At 48.1% G+C, this 21,779-nt stretch carries 17 protein-coding genes; 14 read left to right on the forward strand and 3 right to left on the reverse strand.

The annotated features are described in order from the left end of the window. Positions 1–177: 177 nt before the first annotated feature. The 4 genes from PV02_RS02310 to PV02_RS02325 all read left to right on the forward strand — a co-directional run bounded on the left by PV02_RS02310 (position 178) and on the right by PV02_RS02325 (position 5,785). On the forward strand, positions 178–3,222 hold the full coding sequence (locus PV02_RS02310; RefSeq protein WP_256621762.1) for a PAS domain S-box protein: 3,045 nt from the start codon (positions 178–180) through the stop codon (positions 3,220–3,222). Between the two features lie 76 nt (positions 3,223–3,298). Continuing rightward, the gene (locus PV02_RS02315; protein WP_256621763.1) at positions 3,299–4,336 is read left to right on the forward strand and encodes a GTP-binding protein; all 1,038 of its coding nucleotides are present in this window, start codon (positions 3,299–3,301) and stop codon (positions 4,334–4,336) included. Positions 4,337–4,510: 174 nt separating this feature from the next. Next, positions 4,511–5,062 carry a sugar O-acetyltransferase gene (locus PV02_RS02320; RefSeq protein ID WP_256621764.1) on the forward strand — a complete coding sequence of 184 codons (552 nt, stop codon included), beginning with the start codon at positions 4,511–4,513 and terminating at the stop codon, positions 5,060–5,062. 174 nt (positions 5,063–5,236) lie between these two features. Beyond that, complete coding sequence (locus PV02_RS02325) at positions 5,237–5,785, forward strand: ferredoxin domain-containing protein (RefSeq protein WP_256621765.1); 549 nt, start codon at positions 5,237–5,239, stop codon at positions 5,783–5,785. 171 nt (positions 5,786–5,956) lie between these two features. On the opposite strand, the gene PV02_RS02330 is transcribed toward PV02_RS02325, so the two are convergent. Beyond that, complete coding sequence (locus PV02_RS02330) at positions 5,957–6,316, reverse strand: hypothetical protein (protein WP_256621766.1); 360 nt, start codon at positions 6,314–6,316, stop codon at positions 5,957–5,959. A 358-nt stretch (positions 6,317–6,674) separates the two neighbouring features. Here PV02_RS02330 and PV02_RS02335 point away from each other — a divergent pair, with 358 nt between their 5' ends. Continuing rightward, a complete protein-coding gene (locus PV02_RS02335) occupies positions 6,675–7,772 on the forward strand; it encodes a S8 family peptidase (protein WP_256621767.1) in 1,098 nt (365 codons plus the stop codon). A gap of 637 nt (positions 7,773–8,409) precedes the next feature. On the opposite strand, the gene PV02_RS02340 is transcribed toward PV02_RS02335, so the two are convergent. Beyond that, the gene (locus PV02_RS02340; RefSeq protein ID WP_256621768.1) at positions 8,410–8,934 is read right to left on the reverse strand and encodes a hypothetical protein; all 525 of its coding nucleotides are present in this window, start codon (positions 8,932–8,934) and stop codon (positions 8,410–8,412) included. Positions 8,935–9,550: 616 nt separating this feature from the next. Between PV02_RS02340 and PV02_RS02345 the strand changes: the two genes are divergently transcribed. From PV02_RS02345 to PV02_RS02375, 7 genes are all read left to right on the forward strand, one after another. Continuing rightward, on the forward strand, positions 9,551–10,012 hold the full coding sequence (locus tag PV02_RS02345; protein WP_256621769.1) for a hypothetical protein: 462 nt from the start codon (positions 9,551–9,553) through the stop codon (positions 10,010–10,012). Positions 10,013–10,144: 132 nt separating this feature from the next. After that, a complete protein-coding gene (locus PV02_RS02350; RefSeq protein WP_256621770.1) occupies positions 10,145–10,609 on the forward strand; it encodes a CBS domain-containing protein in 465 nt (154 codons plus the stop codon). Positions 10,610–10,621: 12 nt separating this feature from the next. Continuing rightward, positions 10,622–11,806 (forward strand): bifunctional ornithine acetyltransferase/N-acetylglutamate synthase, encoded by a 1,185-nt coding sequence (gene argJ, locus PV02_RS02355; protein WP_256621771.1) that lies wholly within the window; start codon positions 10,622–10,624, stop codon positions 11,804–11,806. 15 nt (positions 11,807–11,821) lie between these two features. Then, positions 11,822–12,763, forward strand: a complete 942-nt coding sequence (gene argC, locus PV02_RS02360; RefSeq protein ID WP_256621772.1) for an N-acetyl-gamma-glutamyl-phosphate reductase — start codon at positions 11,822–11,824, stop codon at positions 12,761–12,763. Positions 12,764–12,983: 220 nt separating this feature from the next. Then, positions 12,984–14,474, forward strand: a complete 1,491-nt coding sequence (gene pfkC, locus PV02_RS02365) for an ADP-specific phosphofructokinase (RefSeq protein WP_256621773.1) — start codon at positions 12,984–12,986, stop codon at positions 14,472–14,474. Beyond that, positions 14,471–15,823, forward strand: a complete 1,353-nt coding sequence (locus tag PV02_RS02370) for an ADP-dependent glucokinase/phosphofructokinase (protein ID WP_256621774.1) — start codon at positions 14,471–14,473, stop codon at positions 15,821–15,823. Before pfkC ends, PV02_RS02370 begins: the two co-directional genes overlap by 4 nt. A 1-nt stretch (position 15,824) precedes the next feature. Further along, on the forward strand, positions 15,825–16,664 hold the full coding sequence (locus tag PV02_RS02375) for a DNA-3-methyladenine glycosylase family protein (RefSeq protein WP_256622137.1): 840 nt from the start codon (positions 15,825–15,827) through the stop codon (positions 16,662–16,664). Positions 16,665–16,720: 56 nt separating this feature from the next. Here PV02_RS02375 and cca read toward each other — a convergent pair whose 3' ends face one another. After that, positions 16,721–18,076, reverse strand: a complete 1,356-nt coding sequence (gene cca, locus PV02_RS02380; RefSeq protein WP_256621775.1) for a CCA tRNA nucleotidyltransferase — start codon at positions 18,074–18,076, stop codon at positions 16,721–16,723. Between the two features lie 284 nt (positions 18,077–18,360). Here cca and PV02_RS02385 point away from each other — a divergent pair, with 284 nt between their 5' ends. Together PV02_RS02385 and PV02_RS02390 are read left to right on the forward strand one after the other, a co-directional pair. Further along, a complete protein-coding gene (locus PV02_RS02385; RefSeq protein WP_256622138.1) occupies positions 18,361–20,670 on the forward strand; it encodes a hydrophobe/amphiphile efflux-3 (HAE3) family transporter in 2,310 nt (769 codons plus the stop codon). Beyond that, a complete protein-coding gene (locus tag PV02_RS02390) occupies positions 20,670–21,767 on the forward strand; it encodes a COG1361 S-layer family protein (protein WP_256622139.1) in 1,098 nt (365 codons plus the stop codon). The genes PV02_RS02385 and PV02_RS02390 overlap by 1 nt, the downstream gene beginning before the upstream one ends. Positions 21,768–21,779: the final 12 nt, after the last annotated feature.

Consider the following 21,779-nt stretch of genomic DNA (forward strand, 5'->3'; position numbering starts at 1 on the left):
AATATGTCATTTTCAGTATTTACTGAAAATAGTACCACTTAAGAATATTTAAATTTATGGTCAAGAATGAAACACTGGGTCTTTTTCTATGAATGCCTGTGAAGCACTTAAATACATATAAGAGGCAAATAATGTTGGTGTAGTAAGGATCTGCGGGGTTATAGCATCGTTGCGACAGTGAGTTCGGATATAGACTTTGTACGTGATATGCTTCAGGGAAGCTATTTCTCTCTTCTGTACGATACCACGGAGGAATTCACGAGCATAGTAGCGGTATTCCTCGAGGCGGGCCTGCAGAACAATGAACGCTGTGTGTGGGCAGTCTCGGGCCCTATCGATGCTGACCGCGCAAGGGAGTCTCTCAGTCAGAGGGGCGTGGATGTCGTAAGATATCTTAAGAGCGGACAGCTGATAATCACTTCCTGTACGGAATGCTACTTTTCGGGAAAGGGTCCCTTCCTGGGAAGTATTCCCGATATGTGGCATTCATTCTATAGCGAGTCTATGAATGCAGGCTATGAAGGTCTGCGTATCGTGGACAAGTTCACAATAGCCGGGGAAGAGGCATGGCACGCCTTTACAGGTTATCTCAAAGAAGGCATGGATGCAATACGCGGTAAACGTATCGTGGCCCTGTTCGCCTTTCTCAAGGATGCAAGGACGGGACAGGAAATACTGGATATAATAGGCATGCACGATGGCACAGTGATCAGGAGAGGTGACAAATGGACACTGCTCCAGAGTTCCTCCTACTGCAGGCCCTTCCTTAAAGAGAACCGTTTCCCGGATGATATGCTTGAAAATATCTGGACTGGAGTGTGGGCTGTTGACAGGAACGATAATATAGTATATTTTAACAAAGGCATGGAATCAATATCCGGCCTTTCAAGGGCCGATGTGCTGGGAAAGAAGCTGGTAAAGTTCATACCGAGGCAGCTGAACAATGAAGAACTCGGTTTTGTTGACCTTTTCCAGATAGCAAAAGAAAACCTGCAGTCAAAAAGCTATGACGTTTTTCCCTTCATCAAACCTGACGGTCAGTTCATCTACCACAGTGGCGTCCTGCTTCCATTGGTCGACGAGTACGGTAAGTATAAGGGAATGATGGGTACTATTGGTAAGGTTTTTGAGCAGAACATCACTCACAGCTTACTTCGGGACAGGCTTCGCTCCCTGGAAAAGCTGGAAGACATCTACAGGAAAAGCCCGGTGGTCGCTGTCCTCTGGAGGGCGGAAGAGGGCTGGCCTGTGGAATTTGTTTCCGAGAACATAAGTCAGTTCGGATACACCCCAGAATTTCTGACTTCCGGGCACCTGAGATATGAGGATATTGTGCATCCGGACGACCGTGATATGGTACGAAAGGATGTCTCACAGCTTGAGTTCGAAGGGAGGACATATTTTTCAAAGGAATATCGCCTGCTGACTAGGTCAGGAGAGGCACGCTGGGTGACTGAAAGATCATACCTGATAAGGGATGAGAAAGGAGCTCCCTCTTATTACCAGGGCATAATAATTGACATCAATGACCGGAAAAAAGCCGAGGAAGCTGCCCTGGAAGCTGAGAAGAAATATCACCTGATATTTGAGAACTCACCCCTGGGAATATTCCATTTTGATGAGAACGGTATCATTACCCATTGCAACGAGAAGTACCTGGAGATCATAGGACTTCAGAAAAAGGAGGACATTATCGGTTTTAACATGGTAACGACCGTAAAGGACGGAAACATGAAAAAAGCGGTTGATGCCGTGCTTTCAAGGAAAACCGGGCACTTTGAGGGAGAGTACCATACGGCAGTCAGCGGCATAACGGTAGCCATAAAAGGTCACTTCAGCCCGAATATCTCAGACGATGGCAAGTTCCTGGGTGGCATCGGCATATTTGAGGATATTTCGGGACGTAAGAAGGCTGAAGAGGCATTCCGCCTGGATGAGTCCAGGCTTGAAACACTGCTGAAGCTCAATCAGATAACAAATAAATCCCTCAAGGAAATAGCGGATTTTGTACAGGAGGAGGCCGTAAGGCTCACTCAGAGCAAAATGGGATATCTGGCCTTCCTCAACGAGGAGGGAAGTGTACTTACAATCTACTCATGGTCAAGGAATGTAATGATAGACTGCAATGTGGATGAAAAGAAATTTGATTACCTGCTCGAATCCACCGGCCTCTGGGGTGAGTCTGTCCGCCAGAAACGGCCTCTCATTATAAATGACTATACGGCGTCCAATCCCCTAAAAAAGGGTTATCCTCACGGCCACATCAAAATGAAGCGCTATATGAGTGTCCCGATTCTTGATGGTGATAAAGTCGTTGGGGTTGCGGGTGTTGGCAATAAGAGCAGCGATTACGACCAGGCTGATGTCAGGCAGTTGACCCTGCTCATGGAAGGCATGTGGCAGATAATCGAGCAGAAGAAAGTTGGTGATACGCTGCGCAGATATGCAGGTGAGCTTGCCCAGGTCAACAGGCAACTGTACAAGGCAAACCTTGAGCTATCTGCGGCTAATGAAGAACTGAAATCATTGGACAGGATGAAGGACGAATTCCTGTCCAATGTGAGCCATGAGTTCAAAACACCTCTTACTTCCATCCAGGGTTACAGCCAGCTCATATCCGACGGAACCCTCGGTGCGGTGAACGGGCAGCAGAAAAAGGCAGTGGATACCGTGATACGTAATTCCGAGAGGCTCAGGAAACTGGTGGATTCCCTATTATATATCAGCAGAGCGCAGGCGGGAAGTCTCACATACTCCTTTTCCGATGTATCAATAGTCTCGGTTATAGAAAACTCCATACAGGATCTTGCCCTGCAGGCTGAAAAGAAGGACATCACCATTAAAAAGGATGTAGCTGAAGACCTGCCTGTCATCTGGGCAGACAGGGACAAGCTTGTCGATGTAATGGTGAACCTTCTTGACAACGCGATCAAGTTCACTCCCCAGAGAGGAAGTGTGGAGATAAGCGCTTTGGTTGAAGAGGACCAACTTCACATCCGTGTAAGTGATTCGGGTATCGGTATTCCGGAAGACAAGTTGCCCAATCTCTTCGGGCGCTTCTACCAGGTGGATTCCTCCATCAGGAGAAGGTACGGCGGAACAGGCCTCGGCCTGTATATCTGTAAGATGATAGTGGAAGACCATAAGGGAAAGATCTGGGCTGAGAGCGAAGAGGGGAAGGGAAGCACTTTCCATGTGCTTCTGCCTTTGAAAAAAGCATGATCACCAAGGTCCCGCTAACCAAAATCCATATACATCTTCCTGCAATTCTTGTTTTATACAAGGAGAGGTGACAGAAATGAAAGTGATAATCATCGGTGGCTTCCTAGGAAGCGGGAAGACAACAGCCCTGCGGAATCTTGGTAAGCATCTCGTGGAGAAAGGTCACAAGATAGCGATAATCGTCAACGAGATAGGTGAAGTGGGTGTTGACGGCGAGACAATATCAGGTGGCGGGCTGGTGACAAAGGAACTCACCAGCGGCTGTATCTGCTGCTCCCTGCGCATCAGCATGGAATATACCCTGCAGACCCTTGTAGAAGAGTACAATCCTGATACCGTTATAATAGAGCCCACGGGCATAGCCTTCCCCATGCAGATAAAGGAGCACATAGAGCTGATGGATGTTGGGGATGTTTCCTTTGCTCCCGTAGTATCCCTGGTGGATGCCAGCAGGATCAACATGGAGATAAGCCAGGTCCCGACCTTCATAGCCAACCAGATCAAGGAGTCAGAGATTGTCTGCATCAACAAGATCGATCTGGTGGATATGGAGACCGTGGCCTCGGTCACCAGGACCGTAATGCAGCTTAACCCGGATGCTCTGGTCATAGAGATGTCCGCTAGGAGAATGGACGATAAGTTCCACATGTTCATGGACCTGCTTACGGGTGAGAGCCAGGCTGAACATATGGGTGCCGACCTGAATTCCATAGAGCTGTCAGGTGTCGGGAGCTATTCGGGAGAATATATCCTGCATGCTGATAACCTGCATGCAGACAGGGTCACTACCATGCTGGTACATCTGCTGTCCTCGATAAAGTCCGAGCTTCAGAAGATCAACCCGGAGTTCATCGGCCATGTGAAGATGACCCTGAAGTTCAGGGAGGGTCTCATCAAGGCAAACCTCACATCGTCACATGGTGAGCCCTTCGTGGAAATACTGGATGAGGCAGGGGATGGCGAGCAGCATCTCAGGTTCCTCTCAGCGGTGACACTTGTGCCCAAGGACAAGCTCATCGTGATAGTCGAGAACTCTATACGTGCTGTCCTTGAGAAGGAGGGCATCGGCTTTGAGAAGAGAATGCAGCAGGGCCAAACACCCATAAGCCTGTAACCGGCAAGGATTTCCGGGCTCAGATAAAAAGAATGCATAATCAGGGCTCTGTATAAAGCCATTTTCTGCTAAAACCGCATGTCCTTTTTAAAAGGATAAGCCCCAAAAGTGTTACTTGATATTGGCAAAGGAAGGTGATAGGCCCGGTACTAAACAAGATCAAGGAGGATCGTTATGAGGAGCGAAAAGGAGAAAATGTTAGCAGGCGAATTATACTGTCCTGAAGATGAAGAATTGGTAAAGGAAAGAAATTCTGTAAGAAACCTGATCTTTGAGCTCAATCACACAAGACCAGCTGAGAAAGAGCTGAGAGAAGAAATATTAAAACAATTGATTGTTGCGAAAGGTTCTTTTCACATCGAAGTGCCCTTTAATTGTGATTATGGGTACAATATCGAAGTTGGTGAGAACTTCTATGCAAACTATGGCTGCATAATCCTTGATGTAAATAAAGTTAGCATTGGAAAGAACGTACTTTTAGCTCCGAATGTACAGATATATACTGCCAGTCACCCTGTCGACCCAGAAGAAAGGCTTACTGGTAAAGAATTTGCTAAACCAATTAGTATTGGGGATAACACCTGGATCGGTGGAGGAACAATAATATGCCCGGGTGTAAGGATTGGCAATAATGTGACTATCGGTGCAGGAAGCGTAGTTACTAAGGATATACCTGATAATTCAGTTGCAGTTGGAAATCCGTGCAGAGTAAAAAGAATGATCTAAAATCGTATTATAAAGGCTTTGATTTGAGTATGTGATCACTTTTTTCCAAAAAGAATTGAGTGGCAAATATAATACATTCTTGAAATGCATTTCTGACCATTGCTATCCTTATTTAGTCCGGATAACGATGATTTCTGCAGAGCCCATAAATAGTAATATCTCCTTCCCTTCTCCATGAAAGTCAACGCCGAGATCGAAATCCTGGATTCGCTTGCAAAGGCCATCCTTGTAGCTGCAAGGACCGCACCAAAGGGCAAAGGTATCGATGATATTGTGACCTGCCTCCTAGACCATGATGACCAGGAAGAGCTTGCAAACAGGATGGAAGAGCTGAGCGACATCAAGGGCCTGAAGTTCCTGCTGCGTGATGCCAAGAACATCAGGGATTCCGATGCCGTTGTTCTCATCGGGCTAAAATCTTCAGGTGCAGCAGGTCTTGATTGCGGAGCATGCGGCTTCGAGACATGTAAAGGCATGCTTGAGGCCAAAAAGGTCAAAAAGGAATTTACCGGCCCTCACTGCATGATCAAGTACCTGGACCTTGGGATCGCAGTGGGCTGCGCGGCATCTAAGGCAAAGGACCTTTGCATTGATAACAGGATCATGTACAGTGCAGGTGCAGCGGCATGTTATTTTGAGATGATGGATGCGGATGTGGCTATGGCGCTGCCGCTGAGCGTGAAGGGGAAGAACGTTTTCTTTGATAGGACGTCTATGAAGTAGACATCCGACGGACCATCTACGAGGTAGATAGCCGATGGACTGTTGACGAAATAGAAATACTCACATGGAGAGAATCGAAGTCATTGCTACTGATTCAAGTAGATTTACCCGTAATCATTGTATTACTATCCATTCGGAATCATTACGTTGAGAAAGTACTGCGGTGAGTATTCACACTGATATCTCACCGATAAAAATTTGATTATCACTGATTTCTATCTCCGGTGTATTCCATAGCTGATAACCAATCTTATAGGAAGTGGAGCTATTATTATCAAGTGTTGCCACTACAACATAATCATCTAACGTTCCCTTAAATAGTGCTTTGAAAATCATTGAAAAGGGTTTTTCTTTTGATATGCTTTCATCTGGTTCGACAGTGTATTGTTCCCTGAGCAAAGATCTATCGTTCGAATCAAAAATTTGAATCGTCACTTCATGGGATACAACATCCCGGTTCCAGATTGTAAAGAACGAAGTTGGTGAGCCAACAAGAACGAAAGGGAAGACTATATAGAGCAATACCAGCACTGTTAGAATGCCTGTGACTATTCTGTAAAAGGTTTTGATAGTATCACCCTCAACTTATGTTGAATCAATGCGTGGAAAATGTAAATGATGCACAAAAATTTTGGGATTCACTTAAGGAAACAGGTTACATATATAAATATTTTCTCCTTAGCGTATAACTAGGACTATTATATCTGGATTAGAAATGATGATGGCTTTGTGAGTAGTTCATCGACTGATTCAGTTCAAGAAAAGGGCCATAAAGTTTTTATACGCTATTAATATTTTTTTTCTATTGCTGCGTGAAGAAATGTAGCCGAAATCCAGACAGTATGGTGATATCGTCCTGGGTTTTGGATTGCTCTGGAGATTAGAAAGCATGACTATTAAAACAATACTTCTCGCAGTAATGATAGTAGTATCATTTTCATTAGCTGTGGATGCAAAACCAGTTATCGTAGGATACAATGGAAACTTTGACTCTGCGATTCTCGAAAAACATAACATTTCGAATTATACTCTTCACAAAGAAATCAATGTTTTTTCCGCAGATATATCGGAGTCGACTATAGATGAATTGGCTTGTGAAAAGAAAATTCGCTATATTGAGGATGATGTCCTTGTCAGCGTTGAAAAGAATAATGTTCAATCTTCCCAAGTTATTGACTGGGGCGTTTCTGTAGTAAATGCACCAAGTGCCTGGACCAATTCCACAGGGTATGGGATCAGGGTTGCAGTATTGGATACCGGGATCAGTAAGAAGCACCCCGACCTGAGAGTTGCTGGAGGTGTCAATTTAGTAGGCGATACCTACAACAACAAATGGGATGATGATAATGGCCATGGTACACATGTTGCCGGCATAATCGGTGCCTGTAATAATTCAGTAGGGGTTGTTGGTGTGGCATATGATTCTGAATTGTATGCTGTCAAGGTCCTGGGCAGCAATGGCAATGGACGGATATCCGACGTGATAGAAGGCATTGAGTGGGCCGTTGCTAATGATATGGACATCATATCCATGAGTATTGGTACGACTTCCTATTCACAGGCACTTGAAGAGGCTTGTGACTATGCATACAGTTCTGATGCTCTTTTAGTCTCTGCGGCTGGCAATAGCGGAGATGGTGATCTGGCCTCGGATAATGTTGAATATCCTGCAAAATTTGATTCCGCCATTGCAGTTTCCGCTATAGATCACACTGGCGTTGCGCCGTTGTGGAGCTCTGAAGGGAATGAAGTGGAACTGGCTGCTCCAGGGGTTGATATCTATTCTACGTACCTTAGTGGAGGCTATGCTACCGAATCCGGGACTTCGATGGCAACACCTTTTGTAAGCGGAATTGCTGCCCTGGTCAAAAGTGAGAACCCCTCTTTGAGTTCACAGGAATTAAGAAATCTGCTTTGTTCGAGTGCAGTTGATCTGGGAAATTCGGGAAAGGATTCAGTGTACGGGTATGGATTGGCAACAGTTTAGAGGAGCCTATCGTTTTTGAGAAGACATCCACATCACTTAATACTACCAAGCCCGCATTACTTCCTCAGATCTGGATACTGGAAGAAAAACACCTGATCATTTATTGTAAAGGTGTTTGTGAGCTAACGCCTATCGGAGAACGGATAACCGAAAATGTGGTGTCTCTGGTAAGGATGATTGAGGTTCTTGATGCCGATATCTCCTATTTTGGACACCTAATTTTGATTTCATACCTGCTGACCTTTGAAAGCGCATCGCTGAACTTGGGAGATGCCGAGTATCAAAACCAGATGCATAGGAAATGTTGTCGATTGATAAGGAGTATGTTGATTCATGTTTGAGGTCAAAGGTTATTCATTTGTATGCCAGTTCTCCACCCAAATGTCGAGAAAATGTTCTCTTCTTTGGTGCGTCGGGACATCATGGTCAAGATGGTTGCGCATGAGGAATTGTTTTATAAAGTAAAGACGGAGCACTCTGCACTTTCAGAGAAATGATGAGCAGTCAACATCTCCATTTCTATGTCTGCCACAGAGAGCGAGGCCCGCGGTCCATTGGCCTGAATGATCATCGCTGCATTGTGCATCCATTTAAGAATGAAGGTACTTCCTATGGCAGGTGTATTTCAATCTCAGGCTCAAGTGCATTGAGATGCAGAGTCCCCATTTTCGCCTGCTGATGCATTTTCACTTGCAATAAAGCGTTCTGCCATGATCCTGTCTACCTCCTGTAGTACCAGATTATCTGTGACCACAAAACCATTCGGATACCTGTTCCAGATATCCTGTAAATCAGCTTTTAATTTTGCCTTCTTCCCGGCTTCAAGATCAGATTCATCGATTGCAGTCATATAGGCAGTCTGACTCTCTTTATCTGTTGCAGCAAATGCAATATAACTATAAGGCGATGCTTTCAAAGCATCCGGCAAAGAAGCCTGCAATTCTAAGTAATCATCAACTTCTTGCATGCCTTCCTCGCCCAGCTCCGTTCCCAGAGTCTCCATCTGCAACTGAGCAGTGTCTTTACTTATGTTATCTTGCAGTTCCTCGGCAGAAGATACAATGCATGACACAATAAATAATACCACGAAAATAACCATGTATAATTTTATTCTTCTGCCTTTAAGGCTCATTATTTCGTTTGTCGGTTTTAAGGAAACCACTATTTCACCTGCAAGTGGATATTAACTTATTTTTATCCTTCCCAATGTCAACAGAATCTGAAACAGCATTCAAGATGCAAAAACAAGCGTCTGCTGACTTGTTTCCTCCTCCTTACTTGACAGCAGGCTGACAGAAACGATTACCAGAAGTAAAACTCCAATTCCTATTTTGTGGAAGGTTTTCATTTGGTCGCCTCGTTCATTCTTGGACTAAAGTTAGAAAAGAATATAATCCTTTCTGTAATTTCATGCGACTGTTAAGTACACGCCATTTATATGTGTGTTTTCTTCATTCTGAGAAGGGCATGTTGTGCTATTTCAAAAGAAAAGGTAAAAAAGCTTGATGATTGCAATTATTTACATTTACTTATTTATATATTTAATTAGATTGCAAAAGATATAACTGCAATTACTACATATCTATACTAAGAAGTGTTCAAAAGAACACGTAACTGCCTGTAAAAACGTTCGCAATTGAACCAGGATAAGAGAGAACAGTTATTGGAATGCAGAAATGGCATTGAGATGCTTGTTGGTCCTGTTCAGTTGATATTATTTATGCTAGTTTTCGCAGAGTCTTGCAGTTAAAATTATGTGTTTCAAACGGAGGAAGTGGATGAAAAGGATATTAGTTGCATTAATGTTGATGCTTGCGCTTTTTGTTCCGGTGGCAAGTGCCGACATAGTCAGTGATCTTGGAAACAAGGTTGATGAATATAACCAGAATGCCGGATATGTGCCTTCTTACCTGAAAGCCCTCCTGGGAGAGGAGGTTATCCAGCTGGTTATAGTTACTGACGAAGGGGATGAGAGGTACATAAAAGTAGTGACCGAAGATTCCTATATTACTGCATTTGAAGAAGTTGACAAGGACACGGAGTTTAATGCAACCATGGTTGTAGGTGTAAACGAAGCTACAGCAAGAACTATTATTAATTCACAGGACCCACTGGATGAGTTTATTGCAGCAAAGGACAATGGAGAGATTGTGATTGAGCCGGTCGGCCTTGTAAACACTGTCAAGTATACTGTTGCAAACGTGGTAATGGAAGTTTCGCAACTGTTCGGTTTTATATGAGTCATAACGTTAGCTAAGTGGTACCGGGGATGGCTCACTCGACCATCCTAACCCTGTTTTTACAACAACTGGAAGCACACGTTTAGCTGCAGGCTGGCAATGCTGAAATAGAATTAAGCAATAGATATGTCCATGAAAGTTAGAGATGTGATGAATCCGGATGTCGTAGTATGCAGCCCTGAGGATACCATTGGGGATGTTGCACGCCTGCTCAAGCAGAACAACATAAGCGGGCTTCCTGTCGTGGATGATGGCAAGGTCGTTGGCATTGTGTCTGAGGGTGACCTGCTCAGGCTGCTCGAGATCCCGGACCGCAGCGGACTCTGGCTTCCCAGCCCCTTCGAGGTGTTTGAGGTTCCTATCCGGGAGCTGATCAACTGGGAGGAGACAAAGCGCATGCTCGACGACGTGGGTTCAAAACCCGTGGAGGAAATAATGAACAAGAAAGTGTACACTGTCTCCCCGGAAGATTCCATAGAGAAGGCATCCACTATCATCACAAAGCACAAGATAAACAGGCTTCCTGTCGTCGAAGGCGGCCTGCTGGTAGGTATTGTTACCCGCGGTGACATTATCCGCGGACTTGGCAAGTTATAAGAAGGGAATCATATGAAATTCATTGAGGGCGGTATTTGTGCGGTAAAGGGCGTGCGTGCCGGCGGCATCAAACCCGGAAAGATGGGAATTGCGGTCATACAGGCAGAAGGAAGTGCTGCAGGAGTATTTACAAGGAATAAGGTCATTGCAGCTCCTCTCATGCTCACAAGGGAGCGCCTGGCAAAGACCGGCAGGCTTTCAGGCGTTATCGTGAATAGTGGCAATGCCAATGCTTTTACTGGCGAGCAGGGAATGGCCGATGCAAGGACCATGGCTTCTCTGCTGGCAAGGAAGCTGGGAGTTGACGAGGAGCTTATAGGCGTATCATCAACCGGTGTTGTGGGACGCAAGCTCGATACCGACTGGATCAGCTCCCATCTCCAGGAGGCAATGGACTCCATGGGCAAGGATGCGGCAGCCAGCATGAGGGCGGCTCGTGCTATCATGACCACCGACACAATCCCTAAGGAGATTGCCATTGAGATGGAATCCGGTATACGTATAGGAGGCATTGCCAAGGGTTCGGGAATGATCGAACCCAACATGGGTACAATGCTTGCCTTCATCTACACCGATGCACAGATCCCGTCAAAGGAGCTGCAGTCATGCCTCACTACTGCTGTGGACAAGAGCTTCAACATGGTTGTTGTGGATGGAGACACCAGCTGCAACGATATGGCGCTGCTGACAGCTACCGGAAGCTCTGGCATCAGTCCCGGGATCGCGGACTTCCAGTCAGGCCTTGATCTTGTGCTGACCGAGCTTGCCAAGATGATAGCCGTCGATGGCGAAGGCGCCACCAAGCTGATCGAATCAAAGGTCACAGGCGCCGCCACGATAGAGGATGCCCGCCTGGTTGCCAAATCCATAGTCCGCTCCCCTCTGGTGAAGTCCGCCATCTTCGGCAAGGACCCCAACTGGGGCCGTATTGTAGTTGCAGCCGGCTATTCCGGTGCCAACATGGACCAGACGAAGATCTCCCTGTCGTTCTCAGCCGGCAGCGAGGTCGTCGAGCTTGTAAGGAGCGGCAAGGTCCTCCGCAACGACGAGGAGACCCTGTCCAGGCTCAAGTCCATCATGGGCAACGACGAAGTCTGCATTATTACCGACCTTGGCATGGGGCACGAGAGCGCAACGGCCTGGGGCTGCGACCTGACCTACGATTACGTAAGGATCAACGCGGATTATACGACCTGATCTGTTGAGGAAACGATGTACAAGATATATGTGGACGGCCAGCACGGGACTACAGGCCTGCTGGTGAACGAGCGTCTGGCGGATCATCCGGAAGTGGAGATCCTGGAGATCCCCTATGAAAAGCGCCACGACAAAGAACTGAGGAAGAAGCTGCTCAACGAGGCAGACCTGGTGTTCCTCTGCCTGCCGGACGAAGCCGTAGCAGAGGCAGTGGGTCTGATCACAAACCCTAATACGAAGATCATCGATGCATCCACGGCCAACCGCGTGAACGAGGCATGGGCTTACGGCCTGCCCGAGCTTTCTATCGCACACCGTGTCAGGGTGGCCGGAGCGAGCCGAGTCTCCAATCCCGGCTGCCATGCAACGGCGTCTATAGTTGCCCTATATCCGCTGGTGCAGGAAGGTATCATTTCCAGGGAAACCGCAGTCCCCTTGTTCTCCATCACCGGATACACCGGTGGCGGGAAGAAGATGATCGAGACCTATGAGACCACGACAGAGCGGGCCTACAAGGCACCACGGCAGTATGCCCTTGGCCTGAATCACAAGCATGTGCCCGAGATCATGGCCCACTCAGGCCTGAACGTCAAACCCATATTCATGCCTGTGGTCTCCAACTATCCGAGGGGACTGGCAGTCACACTGCCCCTGTCCGTGAAGGATCTGGAAAAACCCCTGACTAAGCAGGGCCTGCATGAGCTCTATCAGAAGTATTATGGGGATTCCATATTCATCCGCATTCATGTGGTTGATGAGACAAAGGATCTGGTGGAGAATGCCTTTGACGTGCAGGGAAGCAATGACACCAATTACCTGGACCTCTACATTTACGGCAACGAGGAACAGATACAGGTGCTATCCCGCCTGGACAATCTCTGGAAAGGCGCCTCGGGTGCGGCTATCCAGAACATGAACATCATGCTCAGCATGGATGAGACGACCGGCCTTTTGTGAGGCCGGTCATTTTACTGCCAGGGACTGCGATCTTGAGTATGGTTATGTGAGTAAGGCCAGCGGATTGATTATATAAATTGTTCCTAGGTCTTTTAGGGAGCAATCCATGTTTCATTCTCTTTTTTCAGTCCTTTACGTTGCAGAGTTAAACAGGATAGGTTCCCCATCCAATCCTTATATATGAATTCCTTACATAACTTCTATTCATTGGGTGAGATGCATGGAGATACAGGATTGGGAAAAGCATTACGAAGCTGCCTATTTAGATATAACCCGTTCTTTAAAGGATGTCCGCGGGGTGTTTGTGGCCTATAACAGCAATATAGATGCCATCAAGCATGTCAGGGAAGAAGAAGTGAGCAAGCTCGTTGACCTTCTCGGGTGCAGCGCCATCCAGGAGCAGGTCGTGCAGTATCCCCGTGAGATAAAGGATCCTGTGGAGCTTATGGCCAGGCTGGTGATATCCATGCGTGACGGGAAGGCTGCGGAAGTGCCGACATATGATACCGATATTCATGAGTGGCTGACGGACAATCTCGGGTTCGACCGGGCTCGCATGGGCGGGCAGGCGGGTATTATGTCCAACCTGCTGGCAAATCTGGGTGTGCAGAATGTCATCACCTATGTGCCCTGGCTGTCAAAGGAGCAGGCGGAGTACTTTGTCGAATCTCCCAATCTTGTGCATCCGGCAGTGGAGAACGGTCAGCTTGTCCTGAAGCACCCGAAGGAAATATACGATAAGAACCTGAAGCCAAAGGTGAACTGGATACTGGAATTCTCCAGGGGCACCAGGGTTTGCTGCTCAGGGGAATGCTTCACAGTTCCCAGAGATAACCGCCTGATAATATCATCCCGGCCCCAATGGCTGCACATCGATATGAGCAAAGAGCTCTATGAGAGCCTTCCTTACATAAGGAAGAAAATAGACGGGGCCCTGCTTGCAGGCTATCAGATGATCAGGGAGGAGTATGAGGACGGAACTACCTACCACGATTATGTGGAGAAGTCTGTCAATGTCATCTGCAGGCTGAAGGAATGTAATCCCAGGATGCAGATCCATGTCGAGTTCACATCCATACAGAACAAGGTCATCCGCAAGGCGATCCTTACAGAGATAGTCAAAGAGCATGCCACATCCCTTGGCCTCGATACCGTGGAAGTTGCCAATGCGCTCAACGTGCTCGGCTACGAAGAACTGGCATTTGCTGTCATGAGCAAGGACGAAAGAAGCGTGATAGCCCTATACGAAGGAGCTGTCAGGCTGCTCAGGGATTTGCAGCTGCAGGTGGTCAATATCCATTCCCTGGGTCACTATATCAGTCTTGTTTCCCCGGACCATCCCGTGGATGTGGACGGCCACCGCGATGCGCTGCTGTTCGCTTCGGTACTGGCAGCCACCCAGGCCTCTGTGGGGCATATCAACAGCATCGGCGACACAAAAGAAGGTCTGAAGGTGCCTGTCTACACAAAGGGTCATGAGGATCTTGCCAGCCTGGCTGAGTATCTTGTACGCAAGGGAGTGTGCTCCCTGGAAGAGTTCGAGGACGGATGCGTCAATGCAATGGGGCACAGCCTGGTGATCGTACCTACAAAGGTCGTAGACAAGCCCGCAGGTACCGTGGGAATAGGGGACGCAATTTCCGCGGGTGCCTTTGTGGCCTTGCTCACCAAGATAAAAGACAAAGGCGAAAAATGCGCGGAGCAGGCATGAACATCCTCTGTGCATACAATGCGAACATAGATGCCATCTATAAAGTGGAGGGTCCGCAGATAAGCCTGGTTGCCAGTGACTATGAGGAAGAGATAGCTGCAGGACTGAAGTGCCTCCCAGGCTCCATATCCTCGATACCTGACTTCTTTGCCGGACTCTTCTCCTGCATGCAGCATGGTACAGGGGCCGAATGGATGATTCTGGACAAGGGAGTCTACCAGTGGCTCAGGTCGAACTTCCTCGATGGCTCTTTCCTGCGCATGGGTGGCAATATGGGTATTATGGCGAATGTACTCTCGGAACTGGGAGCATCCAGAGTCATACCTAACGTTCCCAATCCTTCTCCGCTACAGATGTCTTTCTTCTCTGACAGGGCTATCTTCATCCCGTATGAGGGAAATATGAAAAAGAGCTCGCATTTATCTGAAGGTGATTCATCGGTGTCTGCCCCCGAACTGATACATTTCGTGTTCGATTTCAGGAAAGGGGATACCTTCATCCTTGGCGGGAAGGAGATAAGAGTGCCGAGGGAGAACAGGTTCATTGCCACCTACGACCTCCTCAACTTTGAACTGTATGCAGATGAGCACTTCAGCCGTTATGCCCGGGATAATATCAGGGATATGGAAGGGGCTTTGATAGCGGGTTACCACCTGCTCCGCGAGGTCTATCCGGACGGCAGCGGGTATGCGGATAAGCTTCGCAGGTCCCTGGACCAGTTAAGCTCATGGAAGGCAGACAACAGCAAACTGCAGATCCATGCGGAGCTGGGCCATTTCGCTTCTGTGAACATAGCTTCGGACGTATTTTCAGGCCTTGCTCCCATTGCTGACAGTATCGGCCTGAACGAGGATGAGCTTACCACACTTGCAGATATATATAAGGTCAGCAGTTCCGGAATACTTGATATGGACGCAATGTCCGTCATCAGGACCGCTGCATCCCTGTGCGATCTGTTCAACATCGGGAGGATACTGGTGCATACAAGGGAGTTCGTTATCTCGGTATCCAGGACGCCGGTCCCTTCATCACTGAAAACCTTCGAGGCTCTGCAATTCGGTATCAGGTGCGCTGCAGCATTTGCATGTACGGGGAAGCTCGCAGACAGGAATACGCTGGTGGCAGTCTCCTCCGAGATAGAGGAGAGCGGTCATGGCAGGATGCAGATAGCAGGACTGGAAAAGGAGATCCCTCTGGTGTACAGGGAGAACGGTGTTATTGCCGAGTATCGTAACTACTCGGTATGTGCTGTTCCAACCAGGCTATGCAGCCAGCCGGTATCCACAGTGGGACTGGGTGACACCGTATCTTCCGCCATATTCTTAAGGGAACTTGAACTTGGGTCCTGATATGTACGAGCTCTTCTGCGAGGATTTCAATCTTGATTACACTCTGGACTGCGGTCAGGTGTTCAGATGGGACAAGCCCGGTGACTGGTGGGTGGGTGTTGTGAAAGGCAGCGTCGTGCGGTTGCAGCAGGACAAAGTGACAGGTAAAGTGCTTGTCGACTCCTCCCTGCCAAAAGAGTTCCTTGAACACTACTTCAGGTTCGATGACGACCTCGATGATATCTTGCGCCGGGTCAACAGGGACGTTTTCATGGACGAAGCTATAAGTAAGTACAGGGGGCTCCGGCTTATACGACAGGATCCCTGGGAGTGCCTGATATCCTACATGCTCGCCACGGCCTGGAGCATTCCCAATATTAAGAGAGGCATATCCCTGTTATCAGCCCGCTACGGAAAGAAGATCGGGGATGGCTATTACAGCTTCCCGGAGCCGGAAACCCTTGCCGGCCTGTGTGATGGCGAGCTGAGGGACTGCAAGCTGGGATTCAGGTCCGGTCGCATTGTCAAGGCTGCAAGGCATGTGATGGGTGGCAATCTTGTACTGGACGAGCTCTTCAGCGCCGACTACAGGGAAGCAAGACAGAGGCTGATGTTCCTGGAGGGCATAGGTGAGAAAGTTGCGGACTGCATCCTGCTCTTTGCATTCGGGAAAATGGAAGCCTTCCCAGTGGACACCCATGTGGAAAAGGTCGTAAGGTACTATTATGGCAGCCATGAGTTCTTCAACGGCAGCGTCACAAAAAGCAAGATTGGTGACTGGGGGCGTATGTACTTCGGGGAGTACTGCGGCTACGCTCAGCAGTATTTCTTCTACCAGAAAAGGCTTGAAGGCCTTGTATGATCGTGGCCGAGGGAAAGCAAACAGGAAGGGGATGAGTACAATAGGGAATGGCAGGTTCAGTTCCCTTTCCATTTATTCAGGGACCGCCTGAAATCCTCCTCTTCTATAAGGCAGATCTCCTCATTCTCCAGTATCCTGAACCCCTGCCTTACGGATTCGGTAAGCTGTTTTCCCATAGAGCAGGCAGCCAGCTTTTCCTGGAGAAGGTCTTTTGCTGCCGTGAACTTCCTTTTTATATCTGCCACATAGTATCCGTCCTCTATGTAAAAGGCAAAAGTGTCTGCAGAGCCTTTGTACTTTGAAATGAAATTCTGTGCATGCTTACGCTCCCATACAGGAGGGCCCCTGTGCTTTTTCACATCAGGCAGCTTCGCACAAAGCAGTTCCACTACGATGGCGGCTTGTTCTCCTGCCCACCTGCTACTGTTCAATATACTGAAGCCATGCTGTTCAAGCAATGCTCTTACGCTCGATTCCATCTTGTCCAGCTGAGGATAGAGCACATCCTCAACAATGTCCGGCTTGCCGAACACTATTGCCACAAAGGAGCTTTCCCTCTCACTGATCATGCCAAGTACTTGCTGGTCTGTAAGCGGTATCTCCGGTTCGGGGAAGAAGAAGCTAAGGGAAGGTTCCTCCAGATATGAACAGCACGCGTCGATAAACCTGCAAAACCTGTCCAGGGAAAGTGCAGCAGCCACATTCCGCTTGGGGTCGGTGGGGTCAACGACTACAAGAGATTCGCTGTGTGTCACTGTCCCATGCCCGTGAAGGTCGATGACCACTCCAGGTTTCCAGTTGCATGCGCCGGATATGACTCCTTCGAAGGATTCATAGCTGATGATCAGCAGTTCTGTAAGATAGCCGGAAAAACCCTGGGTGCGCAGTTCCGAACCATATACTCCGGTCCCTTTCATGAACTGCTTCAGCTTGAGAACCTCGTCTTCCATCCCTCTGATATGCGTTTTGACAAACTCGCTGTGAAAAGGCGTCCTGTCAACAGCAGATTTCATATCGGAGGCGCAGCCGACTGCAAAACAGGGTACCATGTCAACATCGAACCCTCTGTAGTGCATATTAAGATAAGGATGTTCGGCATAGCGCTCTTCATACCTGTCTGCACCCTTTGCGATATCCCTTGCTATCAGGAGGCCATACTTTTCCAGTTCGTCTCTGGTCTTCTGCACAGGGAACGGGATAAATATGTCAAGGTCGTGCGTCCCGGATGTCCATGTATCCCTGGCAGCGGAACCTACCAGTTTTGCACGGATGCCACTGACACCAAGTCCGGCAGCGGTAGAATCCACTTTACTGAGCAGGTCCTGTACTACTGCCAGAAGCCTTTTTTTCTCTTCCGGGGATGGTTTCACCCTGCGGAGGACTTCATTTTCCACTTCGATTCTTCTATCCATCACTGAGGTAGTCATCCTTTTCTGATATCAAGTTTTGCATAATGCTGTACTTCAGCATCAATGGCTTTCACTTCTGTATCACACGTGCTCTGGCTTGCATACTTTGGTTTGTTGTTATTGAAATAACAACAGAAAACCGCATTTTGACAAAGTATTTATAGAATCAATCCTATCTATCCCCAAATCATAGATGTTCAAACCTGACTAAAAATCGAGGGGGCTTATGTATCAAAAATCTATTTGAGAAGCTTGGTCAGTTCATTGAAGATAATACTATCCCTATAATTCTCATCGCTTTTCTGTGCATCATCATATCATTCCAGGGTGCCCAGTTCATAGAAATGAAGTCGGGTACGGATACCTTCGTTGAGAAGACCTCAACTCTATATCAGGATTTTGATCATCTCTATCTCAACCTTTTCAGTACCGGATCCATAGTAATACTGGTGGAGGGGGATGATGTAGCAGACCCGGCCGCCTTGCAGGCAATGGACCGGATACATCAGATCACCCGGAATATTCCGGGCGTGCTGGAGGTTACATCCCCCTCCCAGGTGATAAAGGATGCCAATTACCGCAACACAGGCAGCCGTACGCTCCCGGATGATTCTGACACCCTCGATTCTATAATTGCCTCCGATATGCCTTCGTATATAATGCCTGACAGGACGCATGCTGTCATATCTGTTGTGTTCAGTGGTACAACTTCTGAAAGCATGCAGGAGGAAATCCTCAGGGAGACACAGGATGCTATCGGTTTTGCCGAGTTTCCTCCCGGCTACAAGGTAATAGTTACGGGCGATGTGGCCTTCGGCAATGCAATGAACGAGGAAATGAATACAAGCATGGGCACTCTGCTTGTTATTTCAGTGGTATTGATGGTTCTTGTATTATATCTTGTCTTCAGGCATGTTCGCTGGAGACTTCTGCCTCTTCCGGTGGTCCTGCTTGGCATTATATTCACATTCGGTGCAATGGGATACCTGGACATACCGATGACCATGGTATCTATGGCAGCCTTCCCTGTACTTATAGGCCTTGGTATTGATTATGCTATCCAGTTCCATAACCGCATCGAAGAGGAGTTCGAGCGCAATCATTCGGCAGCCACTGCAGTGATAGAGACCGTTAAGCATACAGGTCCTGCGGTACTGATAGCGCTCATCATTACAGCGCTTGGTTTTGCCTCGCTGTTCACATCCTCCGTCCCCATGGTGCAGGACTTTGGGAAACTGCTCCTGATAGGCGTAATAATGTGCTTCCTTGCCTCTCTCTTTGTGGGCGTTACGGTCCTCTATGGCTTCCATGAGTTTTCTCAGCATCCTGTTCTCAGTAAGCTTCCTTTCAGAAGGAAAATACCGGATGTGAACAAGAAAGCAAAGCATGAGGAGACAGTCCATGAACCCGACCTTACAGACAGGCTTCTGGAAAAGGCAGCCGTGCTCTCCATGCGCCATCCTCTCCTAGTGATAGGGGTTGCAGGTTTCCTTTGCCTCGGAGGGCTATATTTTGATGCACAGGTTCCTATACAGACCGATGTACAGACATTCGTTCCGCAGGATATGCCTGCGCTTATTGACCTGGTGCACATGGGTGAGATCCTTGGAGGGAGTGAGGAGCTCAATGTCATCATAAAAACAGACGACAATGCAAACCCGCAGCTGCTTGAGTGGATAGATCGCTTCTCTTCCCACGAGGTTGAGAACAGAGGTCACATCTACAGTTCTTCCAGTATCGTTGATGTTGTCAAGTCCATGAACGGCGGTACAATACCAGATGATTCCCGGGAGATCAGGGCATTGTATGCACAGGTCCCGGAAGTCCAGAGAGAGAGGCTGCTCCATGGCAACAACATGCTGATCCTTAACCTGGGAATCGGCAATGCCATGGGAGAGCTCGGGCTTGAAGGCATTAAGGACCTTACACGTGTGGTACAGGAGGATATAGGATGGATGCCGCCACCGCCGGGCACCAGTGTAACAATCACAGGTGGATCGGTTGTATTCTTCACGGTCATCTCGGCACTCACATCCGGGCGTATGCTCATGACCCTGCTTGGACTCGTACTGGTCTTTGCCGGCTTGCTTGTGATCTACCGTGATTACCTGAAGGCTCTGACGCCGGTAGTCACAATGTTCATGGTGATCGGTTGGTCAGGCGGCCTGATGTATTACCTGGGCGTGGAGTACACTCCCATGACAGCCACACTGGGAGCTCTTATCCTTGGTGTCGGCTCGGAGTATGCGGTGCTTATGATGGAAAGGTACTTCGAGGAAAGGGACAAGGGTGCGGCTCCCGAAGAGGCAATGAGGGAAGCCAGTGTCAAGATCGGAAAGGCGATCGTGACTTCCGGTCTTACGACAGTCTTCGGTTTCTCAGCCCTGATAGCCTCACCTTTCAGTATGACAAGCAATTTCGGCTTCATAACCGTCATGGATGTCATTCTGGCATTGCTCGCTTCTTTCATTGTGTTCCCGGCTGTTATCGTGTTGCTCGATAAGCATCGTGAGAGCCGCAGAGCCCGAAAGAGTGAGCGTACACTGCAAATTGCAGGTTCTGATGTAAAAACAGCCCATAAGGAGGCAGCGTTGTGATGGATATAAATGAAAGAATGCTTCTGAGGAGGTTTAGCCTGATTGCTGCAGGGATCTGTATCCTTATGGCTGCGATGATGCCTGTGGCAATTGCATCTGTATCAAAGGAATTCATACCTCCGTCTTATCAAACCACTACGAACTACTACCGGAGCTATGGTGAACCGGATATATCCGTTTCCGTATTGGGTGACACCGAACTCGAAAGAGGGGAAACGGCCAACCTGGAATTGGTCCTCTCTAACAGGGGAATATTCTATGGTGTCAAAAGCATCACCAGTGTAGGTGCGTCTACTTCGGCCCACGCTCTTTCTTTGCAGGAGCTGGAGTATGAAAAGCTCAGGACGACCGCATATGGGGTAAAGACGAGCCTGGTTTCCGGTACGGAATATATCAAGGTAGATCCCACTACCAGCAGCCAGACGCTGAAAGACCCCCTGTATCCCGGCTCATTGCCAAAGGATCCGCTCGTCTACACCATTACTGTTTCCAATAACGCACCTGCCGGAGTCTATGTGCTGGAAATGCCTGTTACCTACGAGTATCAGAGTGATGTAAGGATGACCCGGGGAGAGGCAGTGGCCCTGGGCCTGCCGGACCTGGACCATGTCAAATACTATTCTCCTGTAAACACGACACTTTCGGTTCCTGTTATCGTAAAGCCTGCCGCCAAATTCGAAGTGACGAATGTTTCAGGTGAACTCATAGCCGGCAGGCAGAGCTTTGTCAACATCACCTATACCAACATGGGCGAGCTTCCTGCAGCAGATGCGGTTGCCAGGCTGATAGTAATGAAGCCGCTCGCTACCGACAGCTCGGTAAGGCCCATGGGTACGCTTATGCCGGGTGAGAGCAGGACCGTATCTTTCAGCATATCTTCAGAGAGGGAGGCGCTTGATAAGATGTATGCCCTTGATACGGAAGTGAAATACCGCGATGTGAACGAAGACCTTGCCTACTCCGGGAATATGAAAGCCAATGTGGATATGCAGTCTTCGGAGAGACAATTTAACATTACCGCTCTGGCTCTGGCAGGTATAGTGGTAATGTGTATCGTACTGATCATAAAGACCGTGAAAAAGAATCGCAAAGGATAGCATCAATTAGGA

Origin of the sequence: Methanolobus chelungpuianus, from assembly GCF_024500045.1 — an archaeon.
GTDB classification, from domain to species: Archaea; Halobacteriota; Methanosarcinia; order Methanosarcinales; family Methanosarcinaceae; genus Methanolobus; species Methanolobus chelungpuianus.

What these genes read in the sequence shown, in the direction of transcription:
- PV02_RS02315 (WP_256621763.1), top strand. Translation starts at nt 3,299, where the DNA reads ATGAAAGTGATAATCATCGGTGGCTTCCTAGGAAGCGGGAAGACAACA.
- PV02_RS02320 (WP_256621764.1), top strand. Translation starts at nt 4,511, where the DNA reads ATGAGGAGCGAAAAGGAGAAAATGTTAGCAGGCGAATTATACTGTCCT.
- PV02_RS02325 (WP_256621765.1), top strand. Translation starts at nt 5,237, where the DNA reads ATGAAAGTCAACGCCGAGATCGAAATCCTGGATTCGCTTGCAAAGGCC.
- PV02_RS02335 (WP_256621767.1), top strand. Translation starts at nt 6,675, where the DNA reads ATGACTATTAAAACAATACTTCTCGCAGTAATGATAGTAGTATCATTT.
- PV02_RS02345 (WP_256621769.1), top strand. Translation starts at nt 9,551, where the DNA reads ATGAAAAGGATATTAGTTGCATTAATGTTGATGCTTGCGCTTTTTGTT.
- PV02_RS02350 (WP_256621770.1), top strand. Translation starts at nt 10,145, where the DNA reads ATGAAAGTTAGAGATGTGATGAATCCGGATGTCGTAGTATGCAGCCCT.
- argJ (WP_256621771.1), top strand. Translation starts at nt 10,622, where the DNA reads ATGAAATTCATTGAGGGCGGTATTTGTGCGGTAAAGGGCGTGCGTGCC.
- argC (WP_256621772.1), top strand. Translation starts at nt 11,822, where the DNA reads ATGTACAAGATATATGTGGACGGCCAGCACGGGACTACAGGCCTGCTG.
- pfkC (WP_256621773.1), top strand. Translation starts at nt 12,984, where the DNA reads ATGGAGATACAGGATTGGGAAAAGCATTACGAAGCTGCCTATTTAGAT.
- PV02_RS02370 (WP_256621774.1), top strand. Translation starts at nt 14,471, where the DNA reads ATGAACATCCTCTGTGCATACAATGCGAACATAGATGCCATCTATAAA.
- PV02_RS02375 (WP_256622137.1), top strand. Translation starts at nt 15,825, where the DNA reads ATGTACGAGCTCTTCTGCGAGGATTTCAATCTTGATTACACTCTGGAC.
- cca (WP_256621775.1), bottom strand. Translation starts at nt 18,076, where the DNA reads ATGGATAGAAGAATCGAAGTGGAAAATGAAGTCCTCCGCAGGGTGAAA.
- PV02_RS02390 (WP_256622139.1), top strand. Translation starts at nt 20,670, where the DNA reads ATGGATATAAATGAAAGAATGCTTCTGAGGAGGTTTAGCCTGATTGCT.